Source organism: Stenotrophomonas sp. YJH_SMC_133 (genome assembly GCF_059370655.1).
This window is the reverse complement of sequence record NZ_JCAFTW010000001.1, coordinates 1-16,938: the sequence shown is the minus strand read 5'-3', so window position 1 is coordinate 16,938 and position 16,938 is coordinate 1. Positions and strand designations below refer to the sequence as shown.

Genomic DNA, 16,938 nt, shown 5'->3' with positions numbered 1-16,938 from the left:
CACGCCCCTTTCGGGGCGTGGCCATGTCACACGTAGATATTACGCCGCGATCAGAAGCGCTGGGTGTACTTCATGTACAGGAAGCGACCGATGTCGAAGCCACCGTAGTAGGAGACGTTCGCGCTCGGCTGGCTGTACATGGTCGGGCCCACGCGGCCGAACACGTTGTTGGCACCCACGGCCACGGTCGCATTCCACGGTGCGTTCCAGCGCAGCTGGACGTCGTTGAACACGGTCGCGCCACGCTGGTTGGTCGCGCTGCCCACCGCCACGCCCTGGTTGTTCGGCGAAGCGTAGTTCGGCAGGTTGCACTCTTCCGGGAACGTCACGGCGCTCAGGCACGATTCCTTCATGCCGGAGAAGTAACGGACGGTCCAGCTGGCGCCGAAGTCACCCATTTCCCAACCCAGGTTCAGGTTCGAACGCACGCGGAAGGCGCCGCCCGCCCAGCCCACGCCGGTGCGGGGATTCGGGTGGGTGACCGGGTTCTTGGTGGTGACCAGGTCATCACGCGAGGTGTAGGTGCTGGTCCACTGCGCGCTGAAGTTGCCGAAACGATCGGTCGGCAGGCGGTAGCTGACATCCAGGTCGAAGCCTTCCACCTCGCGGTAACCGGCGTTGATGCCGGTGCGCTTGAGGTTGTTGACGATGCCGGTCACCGGGTCACGCGTGAACGCCGAGCAGCGTGCCGCGATGTCGTTGATGTAGCAGTCGTTGAGGATCAGGTTGGCCGTGTCCGAGATGATGGTGTTCTCGACGCGGATTTCCCACCAGTCCAGCGACATGTTGAAGTTCTGGATGAAACCCGGGCTCCAGACGAAGCCCAGGGTCTTGGACGTCGAGGTTTCCGGGGTCAGCTGGTCGTTGGAGCCGGAGACGAAGGCCAGCGGGGTCTGCGACGATGCAGCGGTGGTCGGGGTGAAGCCCTGCTGCTGCTGGCGGAAGTTGGCTGCATTTACGCCGGCCGGCAGTGCGGCGGCGCAACGGGCACGCACCGCAGGATTGGTGCGCGCCGCACCGTAGACCGAATCGCACGGATCGGTGAAGAAGTCGAACGACTGCGAACCGCCGCTGTACAGGTCGGCGATGGTCGGGGCACGGAAGCCTTCCGCCCAGGTACCGCGGATGAGCAGCGAGTCGATCGGCTTCCACTTGAAGCCGAACTTGCTGTTCAGCGTGGTGCCGAAGGTGTCGTAGTCCGAATGGCGGGTGGCCGCGTTGAGGCTCAGCTCGCGGGCGCCCGGCAGGTCGGCCAGGATCGGCACGTTGAACTCGGCATAGACTTCGTCAACCTTGTAGCCACCACCGGTGGGGAAGTTGGCCAGGCCGGAGGTGTTGCCCGACTGCACCAGCGCGTCCGGGCTGAAGCTGCCGGTTTCCTTGCGGTGCTCGACACCCACGGCGAAGCCCAGGTCGCCGGCAGGCAGGGTGAACAGGCTGCCGGCCAGGTTGGCGGTGATGACCTTGGTGGTGGTCTCGGCGGTGGAGTGCGCGGACGGGAACAGCAGGTTCTGCAGGGCGGTGTTGCCGGTCAATGCGCCGTTGGCACCGTTGCTCTGGATGCCGGCATGCAGGAACGGGTTGTACGGCACGCACTGGTTCAGCCCGATCGGGTTGGCCACGGTACCGCACTGCGCCACGCCGCTGCTGTTGATGAAGGACGGACCCACCGCCGCACGCAGCGCGGTCAGGTTGAGGTCGCCGGTGCTGGTCTGGACCAGCTTGTTGTTGTTGTACAGGTAGCCGACATCCCAGTCGAACAGGCGGTCGGAGAACTCGAAGCTGCCTTCCAGGCCGCCGCTGAAGCGGAAGGTGGTCAGCTCGGCGCGGGTGTTGCGCGGCACTTCCGAAGTACGACGCCACCAGTTGGCGATGTCAGCACCCAGCGGATTGAACGCACTGCTGGCCGAAATCGGCGAACCGAAGGCCAGTGCGCCGTACGGGTAGCCGGCGATCTGGCGGTTCGAATCGCGGAAGCTGTACAGCATGTTGGTGCGCAGGCGCACGTTGTCGGTCAGGTCGTAGATGCCATCGACGAACACTGCACGGCGTTCCTGCGGGGTACGCAGGTCGGTCTGCAGGTTCGTGTTGGTCTTGTCCTTGGTGGAGAAGCTGTTGACGTTCTGCGCGACGTAGTCGGCCTTGTTGTTCGCGTTGCCACCCTCACGCAGGATCACGCGCACTTCGCGGTTCGGGTTGGATGGGCTGGCGGCCGGATAGGTGACGCCCGGCAGGCCATCGGCCGGACGGCTGACGAAACCGCCGAACTCACCCACGGTGGTCCAACCGAAATCCGGGTGGTTGGAGCTGCGCGGGAACGCACCGTACGGACGATCGGCCGCCCGCACCTTGTCTTCCTTGGCGTACTCGGCACCGATGGTCAGCGAACCGCGCTCACCCTTCACGCCCATGGTGAAGTCCATGGTGCGGGTGGCACCGTCGCCTTCACTGTACTGGCCGTAGTAGACGCTGCCGGTGGCGCCTTCGAAGTTGGTACGGGTGATGATGTTGATGACGCCGGCGATGGCATCGGAACCGTAGATCGACGAAGCGCCGTCCTTCAGCACTTCGATGCGCTCGATGGCCGAGACCGGCACGGTCGAGATGTCCTGCAGGCCACCGGTGGTGATGCCCAGGCGCTTGCCGTTGAGCAGCACCAGGGTGCGGGTGGCGCCCAGGTCACGCAGGCTGATGTAGGTGCCGCCGACGGCTTCGCCCGAGGACAGGGGCTGGGCACGGCTGATCGGCGGCGTACCCACGGCGCTGATGTTCTGCAGGATGTCAGCGACCGACGAGAAGCCCTGCTTCTCGATGTCAGCGCGGTTGAGGGTCAGGACCGGCTGGGCGGTTTCGACGTCGACGGTACGGATGCGCGAACCGGTGACTTCGATGCGGTCCAGGTTGGTGGCGGTCTGGGCAGACGCCACCCCGGTACCGGCAACGGATGCGGCGCTGGCGGCCAGCGCAACGCACACTGCATCGCGCAGCTTGTTGCTGTTCAACTTCATGGGCTCTCTCTCCATGGATCTTGGGTTGTGTGCTGAGTCCAACCGACGTGCCCCAAAAGGGAGGCACAAAAAACGGCTGGTGACCCGATAGTAGCCACACTTGATCTGGAATTAAAGAGTCGTTAAGAAAATGCCCAAATCGCGTGAAACCAGCCTCACCACGACATACGTTGGCGCATTGAGGTCGCCTGCAAGGCGCATTCGGCACTTGCAGGGCGCCATTCTCCCATTCAGCTGGGAATGAGCGTCTCGATCAGATGCTCGACATAGGCCTCGAAATCCTCGCGGGCCTGCTTGGGTTGCTGCAGCTGCAGCGACAGCTGCAGGAAGCCGACGTAGGCGGCATAGGCCAGGCGCGCGCGATGCCGTGCATCGGTGGAGCTGAGCCCGGCCTGGCGGAACGAAGCAACCAGGTAGTCGAGCCGGCGCTGCGAAACGCGGTCGATCACCGGGCGCACCATCGGGTGGTCCAGCGCCTTCAGCAGTTCGCTGTAGATGATGTGCGGCTGCACTTCGTGCGCCACCATCTGGAACAGCTGGCGCAGGCGCACGCGCGGATCCGGCACGTCCTCCAGGCTGCCGAACACCTGTTCCTGTTCGAACAGTTCCCAGCGTTCCAGCGCCGCCTGCAGCAGTGCATCACGCGAGGGGAAGTGCCAGTAGAAACTGCCCTTGGTCACACCCAGGCGCCGCGCCAACGGTTCCACCGCGACGGCCCCCACACCTTGTTCAGCAATCAGATCGAGAGCGGCCTGGGCCCAGTCTTCGGCACTCAGGCGGCTGTTGCGGCCGGCGCGCGGTTCGCCGGCGGAAGCGTCAGGTTGATTCATGGGCTGATTTAACCATACGCCGGGGTTCGTTGCAGTACGCGGTTGCGGCCGAAACCGTCTCGACGCCCGCCTGGGCACCTGCCGCAGCGCACCATACCGTGCAGTATTGACTTCCCTCACAAGCGATCCATACTAGCAAGTATGGTTACGTCCCCTACTCCCGCTGCGTTCCATGATCTTCGCCTGGAGGCCGCCCATGGCGCACGCCTGGCCGCAACCGCCAGCGACCACGGCCGCCGTGGCCGCGTGTTGTTCGCGCATGGCTTCGGCCAGACCCGGCACGCATGGAACGCCACCGCGCGGGCCCTGTCTGCGGCGGGGCTGCAGACGCTGGCCTACGACGCCCGTGGCCACGGCGATTCGGACTGGAATTCTGCCGAACTGCCCTATCACGGCGAGCAGTTCGCTGATGACCTGATCGTGCTGGCCGGGGAACAGCCACGCCCGCCGGTGCTGGTCGCAGCCTCGATGGGCGGCCTGTTCGGCCTGCTGGCCGAATCGCGCTGGCCGGGCCTGTTCTCGGCGATGGTGCTGGTGGACATCACCCCGCGTTGGGATACCGCCGGTGTTGAACGCATCCTGGCCTTCATGACCGCCCATCCCGACGGCTTTGCCTCGCTCACCCAGGCCGCCGACGTGATCTCGGCCTACATGCCGCACCGTCCGCGCAAATCCGAGCAGTCGCTGCGCGCACTGCTGCGCGAGGACGGCCACGGCCGCTGGCGTTGGCACTGGGACCCGCGCCTGGTGGCCGAACTGGCCCGCGACAGCGAGCAGCACCAGGATGCGCTGGCCGAGGCCGCACGCCAGGTGAAGTGCCCGCTGCTGCTGGTCAGCGGCGGCCGAAGCGACCTGGTCACGCCACAGACCGTGGCCGAATTCCTGGCGTTGGCGCCGCACGCGCGTCATGTACAGCTGCCGCAGGCCACGCACATGGTCGCCGGCGATGACAACGACGCCTTTACCGCTACTGTGTTGGACTATCTGGACGTGTTGCCCGCAGCGGATGCTGCAGCTTCGTCCGCCACAAACGAGCACGTCACCGGAGCACGCTCATGAGCATCGTTCTTCCCTTCCTCGCCCTGCTGCTGGCAGGCGCGTTCGTCGCCTACCACCGCATGCGGCTGGTTACCTGGACGCTGATCAGCGTGGCCCTGCTGGTCGCCTGCTGGTTCATTCCCTACGTCAACCAGACCGCCACGATCGTGGCTGCCGCCGTATTGGCCGTCATCGCCGTGCCGCTGCTGCTGCCGTTCATCCGCAAGCCGCTGCTGACCGGCCCGATGATGAAGGTGTTCCGCAAGGTGCTGCCGCCGCTGTCGCAGACCGAGCGCATCGCGCTGGAAACCGGCTCGGTTGGCTTCGAGGGCGAACTGTTCACCGGTGATCCGGACTGGAACATCCTGCTCAATTACCCCAAGCCGCAGCTGACCGCCGAGGAACAGGCCTTCCTCGATGGCCCGGTCGAAGAGCTGTGCACGATGGTCAACGACTGGGAAATCACCCACGTCCACGCTGACCTGCCGCCGGAGCTGTGGGCCTTCATCAAGAAGAACAAGTTCTTCGGCATGATCATCCCGAAGGAATATGGCGGCCTGGGCTTCTCTGCGCTGGCCCACCACAAGGTGATCCAGAAGCTGGCCTCGGTGTCCTCGGTGGTCAGCTCCACCGTCGGTGTGCCCAACTCGCTGGGCCCGGGTGAACTGCTGGTGCATTACGGCACCCAGGAACAGAAGGACCAGTACCTGCCACGCCTGGCCGATGGCCGCGAAGTGCCCTGCTTCGGCCTGACCGGTCCGTTCGCCGGCTCCGACGCCACCTCGATTCCGGACTACGGCATCGTCTGCAGGGGCGAGTGGAACGGCGAGCAGGTGCTCGGCGTCAAGCTGACCTTCGACAAGCGTTACATCACCCTGGCCCCGGTCGCTTCGCTGATCGGCCTGGCCTTCCGCATGTACGACCCGGATGGCCTGATCGGCGACACCCGCGACATCGGCATCACCCTGGGCCTGCTGCCGCGCGACACCGCCGGCGTTGAAATCGGCCGTCGCCACTTCCCGCTGAACTCGACGTTCCAGAACGGCCCGATCCGCGGCAAGGACGTGTTCATTCCGCTGACCCAGCTGATCGGTGGCGCGGCCATGGCCGGCAAGGGCTGGAACATGCTCAACGAGTGCCTGGCCGTGGGCCGTTCGATCACCCTGCCGTCCACCGCCAGCGGCGGTGCCAAGGCCGGTGCCGCCGTGACCGGCGCCTATGCACGCATCCGCAAGCAGTTCGGTCTGTCGGTCGGCCGCTTCGAAGGCGTGGAAGAAGCGCTGGCCCGCATCGGCGGCAAGGCGTACAAGATCAGCGCGCTGTCGCAGGCCACCGCTGCTGCAGTCGACCGTGGTGACGTGCCGTCGGTACCGTCGGCGATCGCCAAGTACCACTGCACCACCATGAGCCGCGAAGTGATCTCGGACATGATGGACGTGATCGGCGGCAAGGGCATCATCCTGGGGCCGCGCAACTTCGCCGGCCGCAGCTGGCAGGCCGCGCCAATCGCGATCACCGTGGAAGGCGCCAACATCATGACCCGCAGCCTGCTGATCTTCGGCCAGGGTGCGATCCTCTGCCACCCGTGGGTACTGAAGGAAATGAAGGCCGCGCAGGATCCGGATACCCGTGCCGGCCTGCAGGACTTCGACCGCAGCCTGTTCGGCCACATCCGCTTCGGCATCTCCAATGCCGTGCGCTCGTTCTGGTTCGGCCTGACCGGGGCACGCTTCGGTGCCGCCCCGGGTGACGCCTACACCCGCCGCTACTTCCGCAAGCTGGACCGTTACTCGGCCAACCTGGCGCTGATGGCCGACATCTCGATGATGACCCTCGGCGGCAAGCTGAAGTTCAAGGAATCGCTGTCCGGCCGCCTGGGCGACGTGCTGAGCCACGTCTACATGACCAGCGCCATGCTCAAGCGCTACCACGACGAGGGCGCACCGCAGGCCGACCAGCCGCTGCTGGCCTGGGCCTTCCATGACAGCGTGCACAAGATCGAGGAATCGCTGTCGGCGGCCCTGCGCAACTTCCCGATCCGTCCGATCGGCTGGCTGATGTGGGCGCTGATCTTCCCGCTGGGCCGTCGTGCCGAGGCCCCGGGCGACCGCCTGAGCCGCCGCGTCGCCGCCCTGCTGATGGCGCCGAACGAAGCCCGCGACCGCCTGGCCAGTGGCGTGTTCCTGACCCCGTGCGAGAACAACCCGGGTGGCCGCATCAACAGCTACCTGAGCAAGGCGATCATGGCCGAGCCGGTGGAGCGCAAGTTCCTGAAGGCGCTGAAGAGCAAGGGCATCGAGGCGCTGGACTTCAAGAGCCAGCTGGACGAAGCCGTGGCCGAGGGCGTGATCACCCAGGACGAGCGCAGCCTGCTGGAAGAGCTGCGCACGCTGACCCTGGATACGATCACCGTGGACGACTTCGACACCCACGAACTGCGCGCGGCCAGCTACTACGACCGCCAGCACAAGGATCCGCATTCGCAGGCCGCCTGATCGCCCGCGATACGCGTTGCCTTCGACGGCGGGCCTCGGCCCGCCGTCGCTCTATCCGACGACCGGAACACCGACCATGTCCACGCCCCTGCTCTCGCTCTACAACCGCCTGCAGCGCTGGCCCGCCGGCACCTGGCTGTTCTCACGCGCGGTGTGTTTCAAGGCGCCGTACTTCGCCAGCATCGCGCCGCGCATCACCCGCCTGGAACACGGCCGCTGCGAAGGCACGCTGGCCGACCGCCGCAGGGTGCGCAACCACATCGGCACGGTGCACGCGATCGCGATGTGCAACCTGGCCGAACTGACCGCCGGGCTGATGGTCGACGCCTCGCTGCCGAAGGGCATGCGCTGGATTCCGAAGGGGATGCAGGTGCAGTACCTGGCCAAGGCACGGGGCATGCTGCAGGCGGTGGCATTGCCGGCCCAGCCGATCGTGGCCGCTGCCGAGGGCTATGCACTGCCGGTGTCGGTGAGTGTGCGCGACCGCGCGGGGATGGAGGTGTTCAGCGCGGTCATCGACATGTGGATGTCGCCGGCGAAGTAGTGTTCCCGCGAACGGCGCAGCCCCTCGTGGGCGGGCAGTTGGTCGCGGAAAGCGCGGGTTTCCGGTGGGGGCCGAGGGCGATGGATTCGAGGGGGACGCCGTGAACCCGTCCCTGGGGGCTTGGCCGCGGCATCCATGCCGCGGCCAAGCCCCCAGGGACGGGTTTACGGCGTCCCCTGCCCAGCCCATCCGCCCGGCCAGATCCACGACCCGCATTCCGCGACCAACCCACGAGGGGCTGCGCCGTTGGCTGGGAACTACGCCACCGCGCGAAGAACCAGCGCCACGATCGCCGGCACCGCCTGGATCATGAAAATGCGCCGGCTCACGCTGTAGGCGCCATAGCACCCTGCCACCACCACGCAGGCCAGCGAGAACGTCACCAGCACCGGCTGCCCGATCACCAGCCCCACCACGATGCCTGCTGCCAGGAAGCCGTTGTACAGGCCCTGGTTGGCCGCCAGCACCCGCGTGGTCTCCGCCTTCTCCGGCGTGTTGCGGAAGGTCTTCAGGCCCAGCGGGCTGGTCCACAGGAACATCTCCAGCATCAGGAAATAGACGTGCAGCAGGGCGACGAGCAACGTCAGGGTGAGTGCGATCCAGTACATGGGCAGTTCCTTGGACAGGGATGGGGATCGGGCCCCGGAAAATCAGCGGTCGCGCGGCAGTTTCTTTTCTTCGCGCAGTACACCGAACGCGGCTGCGGTCATGCACGCGGCCACCAGCATGCCGCCGATGAACACCACGTGCGAGCCGAACAATGACAGGCCCTTGTGCACCCAGGTGAAGCTCAGGTCGGCACCACGGTAGACCACGGTGTCGATGGCCGCACCGGCCTTGTAGCGCCATTGGCGGTCCACGCGGGTGTAGATGGTTTCGCGTGCCGGCTTGAAGAGCGAGAACTCACTGGCCCGGGTCAGCACCTGCACCACCGCCACCATCATCGGCAGCGGCGATGCGGCCAGCACCGAGAATCCGATCAGGATGGCGAATGCGGGAATCAGCAGGGCCGGGGCTATGCCGTGGCGCGACAACAGCCAGCGGGTCAGACTCAACTGCAACAGAAGCGTCAGCGCGTTCACCGCCAGGTCGATGCGCGAGAAGAACGCGGTGCTGGCAGCCGGGTCGTTGAAGGCCGCGCGCACGATGCTGGCCTGCTGGTTGTACAACAGGGTGCCCACGCCCACGCCAAACACCACCAGCACCGCCAGCCAGCGCAGCAGCGGCTCGCGCACGATCAGCTTCAGGCCATCCAGCACGCTGCCGCCCATCGGCTTCTCGCCCGAGACCAGCTGCTGCTCGCGTTCGCGCAGCACCGCCCAGTGCCGCAACCGCCAGATGCAGAACAAGCAGACAATCAGGAAACCCGCAGACACCAGCATCAGGTTGGCGATGCCCACACGCTGTGCCAGCGCGCTGGTGATGACCGGGCCAAGGAACGCGCCGACGGTGCCGGCCGCGCCGATGTAGCCGTAATACGCCCGCGCCTGCGCGTTGGAGAACACGTCGGCCATGAAGCTCCAGAACACCGCCACCGCGAACAGGTTGAAGACCATCACCCAGAGGAAGAAGGCCATGCCCCGCCCTGGCACGTGACTGTCGAACATCATGTAGAAGCCAAGCAGGGTGACGATGAAGAAGCCATACACCGCCGGCAGGAACACCCGCCGCGGGAAGCGGCTGACCAGCCAGCCGTACACCGGCTGCAGCACCAGCATGATCACGAACACGCAGGAGAACAGGAACTGCAGGACGAAGTCCTTCAGCGCGATGTCATGGCTGGCGAACCAGGCGATCAGCATCGGCGGGAACACCGTTTCCAGGTCCGCCGAGGCGGCCATGGCTTCACGCACCGGACGCAACACGTAGTAGCCGCTGAGGAGGCAGAAGAAGTACAGGAACGACCACCACAGCGCCGGGGACTCGCGCAGTGCCGCCATCAGCCCCTGCAGCGGGCCTTTCCCTCGTACCGCGCTCACGCGGCGTCCCTCGCCAGATGACGGCGGTTGGACAGCGGCATGGCAGGCTCCGGGGCGGTGAAGCGCGTACGTTATCCAATGCACTGCAACATCGCCAGCAGGTAGCCGTTTGAAGGCCGCAACGCGGTGTCATGACCGGGTCCGGATGACACGTTCCGATACACGCTTTCGAGGCGTCAAAATCCCAACTTTTTCAACGAGATGCGCATTCATCTTCGCTTTGTTTGTGCACAGAGGAAAAGCGGCGCTAGAATCGCCATCAGCAGTCGCGCACGGGTCCCACCGATGAAAAAGAACAGCCTGCGTCGTCCGATCCGTTCGGCGGCCACCGGTTTGCTGGGCATGTTGATGCCTGTTGCCTTGTCCACCACCGCGCAGACCCCGCCGCCGTTGCCGCCGATGCCGGCCAACATCGAGTCCGCTGCGGCCACCGCCGTTGCCCACACCCAGCCGGCGGCCTACCGTACCGGGCTGGTGCCGCAGGTGCAGGCGCCCGCCGCAGGCTTCAACGTCGCCAATATCGAATCGATGGCGCAGCAGCTCACCTATGGCGAGCGCGTGCCGGGCATGGCCGTGGCCATCGTGCAGGGCGGCCGCATCCTCAGCGCGCGCGGCTATGGCGTCACTGACGTCAACAATCCGCTGCCGGTCGATGCGCACACCGTGTTCCGCCTGGCGTCGCTGTCCAAGGCCTTCGCCGGCACCATGGCCGGCCTGCTGGTCAACGACGGCACGCTGCGCTGGGACAGCAAGGTCACCGACTATGTGCCGGGCTTCCGTCTCAACTCGCCCGAAGCCACCGACCGCCTGACCGTGGCCGATGTGCTCAGCCATCGCGTCGGCCTGCCGTACAACGCCTACGACCGCGACATCGAAGGCAACGCCGAGTACTACGCGCTGACCCAGAAGCTGGCCAACACCAGCCTGAAGTGCCTGCCGGGCGACTGCTACGCCTACCAGAACGTGGCCTTCAGCCTGATCGGCGACGTCGTCTATGCCGCCTCCGGCAGCTTCTACGAGCAGTCGGTCGAGCGCCGCATCTTCAAGCCGCTGGGCATGAACGATGCCAGCCTCGGCCTGGCCGGCATCCAGGCCAGCTCGCGCTGGGCGCGTCCGCACGTGCGCAGCCGCAACGGTTGGGTGTCGCTGACACCGAAGCCGACCTACTACCGTGTTGCCCCGGCGGCTGGCGTCAACGCCAGCGCCAGCGACATGGCGCAGTGGCTGCTGGCGCACACCGGCCATCGCCCCGATGTGCTGCCGGCACCGCTGCTGGCCACCCTGCACTCGAGCCTGATCAACACCCCCGGCGAGATGCGTTCGGGCTGGCGCCGCGAGCGCCTGCACTCGGCCGGCTACGCGCTGGGCTGGCGCACCTTCGACTACGCCGGCCACGACGTGGTGTTCCATGCCGGTGCCGTACAGGGCTACCGCGGCCTGGTCGCGCTGGTGCCGGAACGCGATCTCGGCATCGCCATCATGTGGAATGGCGAGAGCGGCCTGCCCAGCGGCCTGCTGCCGACCGTGCTCGATTCCGCGCTCGGCCTGCCGGCACAGCGCTGGCTGGATGTGGACACCGACTTCGGCAGCGACAACCTGATGGCCGAAGGTGCAAGCCCGGCGCAGCAGGACAAGCGCAAGGGCAAGGGCGCTTCCAGCAACCGCGCGGTGGCGTCGCCGCGCTGATCAGGCGGGCGCGACCGTGAGCATGAAGGGCGGCCTGCAGGCCGCCCTTTTTGTTGGCTGTTGTGGAATCGAGCCGCGCTCGACTCTACAAACGGAGGGCTAATGCGCGAAGTAGTGCATGCCGCCGTCCACCGGAATCACCGCACCGGTGATGTAACCGGCCAGCGGCGAGGCGAGGAATGCCACCAGCGGCGCCACTTCTTCCGGCTCACCGAAGCGCCCGATCGGGATGTTACTGGCGATGAACGCGCGTCGGCTTTCCTCGGTGGGATGCAGGCGGTCCAGGATCTGCGGGCTGTTGATCCGACCCGGCGCAATGGCATTCACCGTGATGCCCTGCCCGGCCACCTCCGACGACAGCCCCTTGCTCCACAGATGCAGCGCTGCTTTCGCCGCGGTGGCGGCATTCACCGAACGGGGCTCCATCGAACCGCTGAAGTTGATCACCCGCCCCCATCCCTGCGCCTGCATCGCCGGCAGCAGTGCCTGGGTCAGCCGTCGTGCGGCAGAGAAGTTCAGCGCCAATGCCTCCTCCCAGATCGAGTCGGCTGCATCGACGGTCGTTGGCCGCGAACCGCCAGCCGCGTTGACCAGGATGTCCACCCGCTGCAACGCCGCCAGCGACGCGTCAGCAATGCGTCGCACGTCCCCGGCGTCAGTGACATCGCCCAGCAGGATGATCGGCGCGGGTGCGCCCGCCGCTTCGATCCCTGCCGCCAGCGCCTGCAGCGGTGCCTGCCGCCGTGACGAGATGGCAACACGTACGCCCTGCGCGGCCAGTTGCCTGGCGACAGCGGCACCGATGCCACTGCCCGCCCCGGTGACCAGCGCTGTGCGTCCCTCAAGATTCAAATCCATCGTGTTCTCCTTTCAGCACGGCCGGTGGATCCGGCCCCTGCAGTGCATGCTGTTTGATCACCCGTGATTGATAAACTCCGCAAAAGTTTCAGCATTCAACACCCGGAGTGTCAGATGAACCTGCTGGAAAGCATGCAGGTCTACGTGCTGATCGTGGACAAGGGCAGCCTCAGCGCTGCGGCGGCAGCACTGGCCATCTCCCCGACGATGGCCGGCAAGCACCTGCGTGCGTTGGAGGCGCGGCTGGGCATGCAGTTGCTCAGTCGTACCACCCGGCGCCAGCACATGACGCCGTTCGGGGAGGACTACTACGCCCGCTGCCGGGAGATCCTGCGGCTGGTGGAGGAAACCGATGCTCAGGCCCAGTACCAGCACCTTGCACCTGCAGGCACGCTGCGCATCAGCGCGCCGGTGATCTTCGGCACGCATGCGCTGGTACCGGCGTTGGCCGATTACATGGCGCGCTACCCCGACGTGCGTGTCGACGCGGTGCTGACCGACCGCGTGGTCGACCTCGCAGAGGAGGGTTTCGAAGCAGCCCTGCGCATCGGCACGCTGGCCGACAGCAGCGTGCTGGTGGCGCGTGCATTGGCACCGTATCGCTTGATGATGTGCGCCTCGCCCGGATACCTCGCCCGGCACGGTACGCCCTCCGACCTGCTGGCGCTTGCCCGGCACCAATGCCTGTCCTTCGAACCCAGCGCGCTGGCGCAGTGGCCGCAGGCCGATGCTGGCGGGCTCGGCCATGTGCCCACAGGTCGGCTGCAGATCAACAACGGCGAAGCGCTGCGTACAGCGGCGCTGCATGGGCTGGGCATCGTGCTGCAATCGGCACTGCTTCTGGCCGCGGATGTCGAGGCTGGGCGGTTGGTGCAGCTGTTTCCCGAACACGGCCACGCGGGGCGGCCGATGCACGTGGTCTACGCCCACGACCGCTACCCATCGACCCGCCTGCGCAGCTTCATCGATTTCCTGGTGGAGCGCTTTCCACCGGCGCCGCACCGCTAGCATCGACCGTCAGCAAGGCGGTCGAGCATGGCTCGACGCTACCAATGGCCCATAAAAAAACCCCCTCCCCGCTGGGCAGCCAGGGAAGGGGTTTCAGGATGCGGCTATCGGGAAGTACTTAGATCAGCGGCGCCGGGGTTGCCGGCAGAGCGACCGGAGCGGCCTTCTTCTTGCGGGCGGCCGGCTTGCGCTTGGCAACCTTCTTCGCTGCCTTCTTCGGGGCAGCCTTCTTGGTGGCCTTCTTCGCGGTCTTCTTCACTGCCTTCTTGGCGGTCTTCTTGACGGCCTTCTTGGCAGTCGCCTTCTTCGCGACCTTCTTGGCCGGCTTGCGGGCCGTTGCCTTCTTGGCAGTCTTCTTGGTGGCCTTCTTGGCTACCTTCTTGACGGCCTTCTTCGCGGTCTTCTTGGCAGGAGACTTCTTGGCTACCTTCTTCGCCGCCTTCTTCACTGCCTTCTTCGCAGTGGCCTTCTTGGCGACCTTCTTCGCAGCCTTCTTCACTGCCTTCTTGGCGGTCGCCTTCTTCGCGACCTTCTTCACTGCCTTCTTGGCAGCGGCCTTCTTCGCGACCTTCTTCACCGCCTTCTTGGCGGCGGGCTTTTTCTTCGCAGCTTTCTTGGTTGCCATGGGATGGCTCCTCGTCAGTGATAGGGAGTTGAAACGCCCAGGTGGATCAAACCCGCGGATGCTGCGTGCGGGGACCGCCGGCGCGTCAAGCGCGCCGTTACGGATGCGGCAATGCCCGCCTCGATCGGCGGAGCGGGCATCGGAACGGGAGGTGCCTTGCATTTCTCCGGGGGAAGCGGGGCCATGTCCACCGTCATCTGGGTCGCGGTGGTCTTGAAGGGGCTGCTTCGCATCGGACGATTGATTCTGCGCACTCGGTTTGGCAGGCAAGGTCTGCTGAGGCGAAACCTAATCACGGTTTTTTTTACTGTCAACAACCCCCGCGAAAAATTTTCACATCCGCGCCATCCGCGGTGTTGCCTGCACGGTCGCGACGCTCCGCCCTCGACGACCAACAATGCACCACGCACGCGCGTTGCCTGCAGCAACAACAACGCAAGCGTTGAACAAAAACCACTTGAAATAGGCACTCTGCGCAGATGCATGCATGTTGGCGGCCGCTGCATGCACGCAACGCCGGCACCGGCCGGCGCCGGCACCAGCGCCAGCACAACGGCACCGCAACGGGGGGCGAAAAGTTTTCACATCCGGACGCGTCGGCGCGGGGCGGAAACGCGGATTTGCGCAAAACTGCGCACGCCCCTCGGTACCGTTCGCGGGTCTGCTGATGCCGCGTCGAGGGCGCGCAGCAAACCCTGCGTCATGAGCCGACGTACTCGCCAAAACAAAAACGGCCACCCGAAGGTGGCCGTTGCAGAACCCGGAAACGACGACTCAGTGGTCGTCGTTCTCCAGGGCTTCGGCGTACGCGTCCGGGTCCAGCAGCTCGTTGACCTCTTCAGCGTTGGTCAGTTCGACCACGAACATCCAACCTTCGCCGTAGGCATCTTCGTTGATGGTTTCCGGCTTGTCGGACAGGGCCGAGTTGACCTCGACAACCTTGCCGCTGATCGGGCTGTAGACGTCCGAGGCGGCCTTCACCGACTCGACGACGGCGATCTGTTCGCCGGCCTTGGCGTCGGCGCCGACTTCCGGCAGTTCGACGTAGACCAGGTCACCCAGCAGGCCCTGGGCATGGTCGGAAATACCGACGGTGACGCGGCCATTGCCTTCGACACGGGCCCACTCATGGGACTTGAGGAACTTGAGGTCGCCGGGGATCTCGCTCATGGGACTGCTCCAGAGATATGCAGGGGTGGAAAAAACGGGGCTAGTGTAACCAACCGGCCGCCACTGCTGTCAGTGACGACCGGCATGTCCGGATCAGGCGTCGGCGAGCACGCCGGGCTGGGCCTGGCCTTCGCGCACGAACGGGAACTTGACCACGCGCACCGGCACCTGCCGGCCACGGATGTCGACGGTGACCTCGCCGAGTTCACCGGCGGGTACGCGGGCAAAGGCGATGCCCTTGGCCAGGGTCGGCGAGAAGGTGCCGGACAGGATCTCGCCCTGGCCGCTGGCCGTGGTCACTGCCTGGCCATGGCGCAGCACGCCCTTCTCGTCCATCACCAGGCCGATCATCTGGCGCGCGGTGCCTGCGTTCTTCTGCGCTTCCAGCACGTCGCGGCCGATGAAGTCGCGGCCTTCGTCCAGCGACACGGTCCAGGCCAGCGCCGCTTCGTACGGGCTGATCTCTTCGTCCATGTCCTGGCCATACAGGTTCATGCCGGCTTCCAGGCGCAACGTGTCGCGTGCGCCGAGACCGGCCGGCTTCACGCCCGCCGCCAGCAGGCGGTTCCAGAACGCGACCACCGCGTCCTGCGGCAGCAGGATTTCGAAGCCGTCTTCGCCGGTGTAACCGGTGCGGGCGACGAACAGCTCGACGCCGTCGTCGGACTGCACCTGCAGGGCGGCGAAGCGGCCCAGCTTGGTCAGCGCCTCGCGCTCGGATTCGCGGGCCAGGCCGATCACGATCGCGCGCGCCTGCGGGCCCTGCACGGCCAGGATGGCCAGGTCCGGGCGCTGCTCGACGCTGACGCCGAACGGCGCGGCCTGCTCGCGCAGCCAGGCCAGGTCCTTTTCGCGGGTGGAGGCGTTGACCACCATGCGGAAGAAATCGTCGCCCAGGTAGTAGACGATCAGGTCGTCGATGACGCCGCCGCGCGGATTCAGCATGCACGAGTACAGCGCCTTGCCGGTGACCTTCAGCTTGTCGACCGAGTTGGCCAACAGGCGGCGCAGGAACGGCTTGACCTGGTCACCGCGCAGGTCGACCACGGTCATGTGGCTGACGTCGAACACACCCGACTCGCGACGCACCAGGTGGTGCTCGTCCAGCTGCGAGCCGTAGTGGATGGGCATGTCCCAACCCCCGAAATCGACCATCTTGGCGCCAAGGGCGCGGTGGGTATCGTTGAGCAGCGTCTTCTGGGTCATGACCGGGTCCGGCAGCAGAGGAAACAAGGATGCCCATTATCCCAGATCGGTCGCCTGCAGGTCGCGCCGCAGCGCAGCGGGGGTGTTTGGCCGGCCTGCGGCCGGCGGGCGCCTTTTACAGGCCAGGCAACGGCAACAGCCAAAGCGTATCGGCTCGGTGAAGTCGACGGCTTGGCCGGAGCGGTATGGGGCGAGCGGGACACGCCGTGAACCCATCCCTGGGGGCGCTTTGCTTGCGAAGCACTGCTTCGCAAGCGCGCGAACGCGCAGCCGCCAGCGGCTGGGCCGGACCGCAGAGCGGGGTTTACGGCGTGTCCCGCGAACCCAACCCGCCCGACCCAACACATGCCAGTCGACTAACTGTGATCTCTCTGTACGTTGTTCATCCGGGACATCTTTGGAAAATGGTGGTTACCACACCTCTCCAGACCCCAAAGAGCCCGGATGAACCACCATAAAAATGCCCGTTTGACCGTCCATAGTCGAGCACT

13 protein-coding genes are annotated in these 16,938 nt (G+C 65.8%); 5 read left to right on the top strand and 8 right to left on the bottom strand.

Going from position 1 to position 16,938, the window contains the following annotated elements; translation table 11 throughout:
* Nucleotides 1-50: 50 nt before the first annotated feature.
* Both AC5P78_RS00065 and AC5P78_RS00060 read right to left on the bottom strand, forming a co-directional pair.
* Entirely contained in the window at nt 51-3,008 is a 2,958-nt protein-coding gene (locus AC5P78_RS00065; protein WP_099562606.1) for a TonB-dependent receptor domain-containing protein, read from the bottom strand.
* 230 nt (nt 3,009-3,238) lie between these two features.
* Nucleotides 3,239-3,838, bottom strand: coding sequence for a TetR/AcrR family transcriptional regulator (locus AC5P78_RS00060; protein WP_005410690.1), 600 nt, complete (start codon nt 3,836-3,838; stop codon nt 3,239-3,241).
* Nucleotides 3,839-3,979: 141 nt separating this feature from the next.
* On the opposite strand from AC5P78_RS00060, the gene AC5P78_RS00055 reads away from it, so the two are divergent.
* The 3 genes from AC5P78_RS00055 to AC5P78_RS00045 all read left to right on the top strand — a co-directional run bounded on the left by AC5P78_RS00055 (nt 3,980) and on the right by AC5P78_RS00045 (nt 7,915).
* On the top strand, nt 3,980-4,897 hold the full coding sequence (locus AC5P78_RS00055) for an alpha/beta fold hydrolase (protein WP_005410691.1): 918 nt from the start codon (nt 3,980-3,982) through the stop codon (nt 4,895-4,897).
* Nucleotides 4,894-7,371, top strand: coding sequence for an acyl-CoA dehydrogenase (locus AC5P78_RS00050; RefSeq protein WP_005410692.1), 2,478 nt, complete (start codon nt 4,894-4,896; stop codon nt 7,369-7,371). Before AC5P78_RS00055 ends, AC5P78_RS00050 begins: the two co-directional genes overlap by 4 nt.
* A gap of 76 nt (nt 7,372-7,447) precedes the next feature.
* The gene (locus tag AC5P78_RS00045) at nt 7,448-7,915 is read left to right on the top strand and encodes a hotdog fold domain-containing protein (protein ID WP_414498538.1); all 468 of its coding nucleotides are present in this window, start codon (nt 7,448-7,450) and stop codon (nt 7,913-7,915) included.
* 257 nt (nt 7,916-8,172) lie between these two features.
* Here AC5P78_RS00045 and AC5P78_RS00040 read toward each other — a convergent pair whose 3' ends face one another.
* Together AC5P78_RS00040 and AC5P78_RS00035 are read right to left on the bottom strand one after the other, a co-directional pair.
* On the bottom strand, nt 8,173-8,523 hold the full coding sequence (locus AC5P78_RS00040) for a DUF1304 domain-containing protein (RefSeq protein ID WP_099527759.1): 351 nt from the start codon (nt 8,521-8,523) through the stop codon (nt 8,173-8,175).
* Nucleotides 8,524-8,565: 42 nt separating this feature from the next.
* Complete coding sequence (locus AC5P78_RS00035) at nt 8,566-9,855, bottom strand: NTP/NDP exchange transporter (protein WP_181453183.1); 1,290 nt, start codon at nt 9,853-9,855, stop codon at nt 8,566-8,568.
* 324 nt (nt 9,856-10,179) lie between these two features.
* Between AC5P78_RS00035 and AC5P78_RS00030 the strand changes: the two genes are divergently transcribed.
* Nucleotides 10,180-11,580 carry a serine hydrolase domain-containing protein gene (locus AC5P78_RS00030; RefSeq protein WP_005410697.1) on the top strand — a complete coding sequence of 467 codons (1,401 nt, stop codon included), beginning with the start codon at nt 10,180-10,182 and terminating at the stop codon, nt 11,578-11,580.
* A gap of 99 nt (nt 11,581-11,679) precedes the next feature.
* Here the strand turns inward: AC5P78_RS00030 and AC5P78_RS00025 are convergent, their stop codons facing one another.
* Nucleotides 11,680-12,438 (bottom strand): SDR family NAD(P)-dependent oxidoreductase, encoded by a 759-nt coding sequence (locus tag AC5P78_RS00025; protein WP_076739152.1) that lies wholly within the window; start codon nt 12,436-12,438, stop codon nt 11,680-11,682.
* 114 nt (nt 12,439-12,552) lie between these two features.
* Here AC5P78_RS00025 and AC5P78_RS00020 point away from each other — a divergent pair, with 114 nt between their 5' ends.
* Nucleotides 12,553-13,446: a LysR substrate-binding domain-containing protein gene (locus AC5P78_RS00020; RefSeq protein ID WP_227415905.1), complete on the top strand. Its 894-nt coding sequence runs from the start codon at nt 12,553-12,555 to the stop codon at nt 13,444-13,446.
* Nucleotides 13,447-13,564: 118 nt separating this feature from the next.
* Here the strand turns inward: AC5P78_RS00020 and AC5P78_RS00015 are convergent, their stop codons facing one another.
* The 3 genes from AC5P78_RS00015 to gcvT form a co-directional block, all read right to left on the bottom strand.
* Nucleotides 13,565-14,233: a hypothetical protein gene (locus AC5P78_RS00015; protein ID WP_012481035.1), complete on the bottom strand. Its 669-nt coding sequence runs from the start codon at nt 14,231-14,233 to the stop codon at nt 13,565-13,567.
* Between the two features lie 612 nt (nt 14,234-14,845).
* Nucleotides 14,846-15,241: a glycine cleavage system protein GcvH gene (gene gcvH / locus AC5P78_RS00010; protein WP_005410701.1), complete on the bottom strand. Its 396-nt coding sequence runs from the start codon at nt 15,239-15,241 to the stop codon at nt 14,846-14,848.
* A 93-nt stretch (nt 15,242-15,334) separates the two neighbouring features.
* Nucleotides 15,335-16,447 carry a glycine cleavage system aminomethyltransferase GcvT gene (gene gcvT, locus AC5P78_RS00005; protein ID WP_414498644.1) on the bottom strand — a complete coding sequence of 371 codons (1,113 nt, stop codon included), beginning with the start codon at nt 16,445-16,447 and terminating at the stop codon, nt 15,335-15,337.
* Between the last annotated feature and the right edge of the window lie 491 nt (nt 16,448-16,938).

What these genes read in the sequence shown, in the direction of transcription:
- AC5P78_RS00065 (WP_099562606.1), bottom strand. Translation starts at nt 3,008, where the DNA reads ATGAAGTTGAACAGCAACAAGCTGCGCGATGCAGTGTGCGTTGCGCTG.
- AC5P78_RS00060 (WP_005410690.1), bottom strand. Translation starts at nt 3,838, where the DNA reads ATGAATCAACCTGACGCTTCCGCCGGCGAACCGCGCGCCGGCCGCAAC.
- AC5P78_RS00055 (WP_005410691.1), top strand. Translation starts at nt 3,980, where the DNA reads ATGGTTACGTCCCCTACTCCCGCTGCGTTCCATGATCTTCGCCTGGAG.
- AC5P78_RS00050 (WP_005410692.1), top strand. Translation starts at nt 4,894, where the DNA reads ATGAGCATCGTTCTTCCCTTCCTCGCCCTGCTGCTGGCAGGCGCGTTC.
- AC5P78_RS00045 (WP_414498538.1), top strand. Translation starts at nt 7,448, where the DNA reads ATGTCCACGCCCCTGCTCTCGCTCTACAACCGCCTGCAGCGCTGGCCC.
- AC5P78_RS00040 (WP_099527759.1), bottom strand. Translation starts at nt 8,523, where the DNA reads ATGTACTGGATCGCACTCACCCTGACGTTGCTCGTCGCCCTGCTGCAC.
- AC5P78_RS00035 (WP_181453183.1), bottom strand. Translation starts at nt 9,855, where the DNA reads ATGGCGGCACTGCGCGAGTCCCCGGCGCTGTGGTGGTCGTTCCTGTAC.
- AC5P78_RS00030 (WP_005410697.1), top strand. Translation starts at nt 10,180, where the DNA reads ATGAAAAAGAACAGCCTGCGTCGTCCGATCCGTTCGGCGGCCACCGGT.
- AC5P78_RS00025 (WP_076739152.1), bottom strand. Translation starts at nt 12,438, where the DNA reads ATGGATTTGAATCTTGAGGGACGCACAGCGCTGGTCACCGGGGCGGGC.
- AC5P78_RS00020 (WP_227415905.1), top strand. Translation starts at nt 12,553, where the DNA reads ATGAACCTGCTGGAAAGCATGCAGGTCTACGTGCTGATCGTGGACAAG.
- AC5P78_RS00015 (WP_012481035.1), bottom strand. Translation starts at nt 14,233, where the DNA reads ATGCAAGGCACCTCCCGTTCCGATGCCCGCTCCGCCGATCGAGGCGGG.
- gcvH (WP_005410701.1), bottom strand. Translation starts at nt 15,241, where the DNA reads ATGAGCGAGATCCCCGGCGACCTCAAGTTCCTCAAGTCCCATGAGTGG.
- gcvT (WP_414498644.1), bottom strand. Translation starts at nt 16,447, where the DNA reads ATGACCCAGAAGACGCTGCTCAACGATACCCACCGCGCCCTTGGCGCC.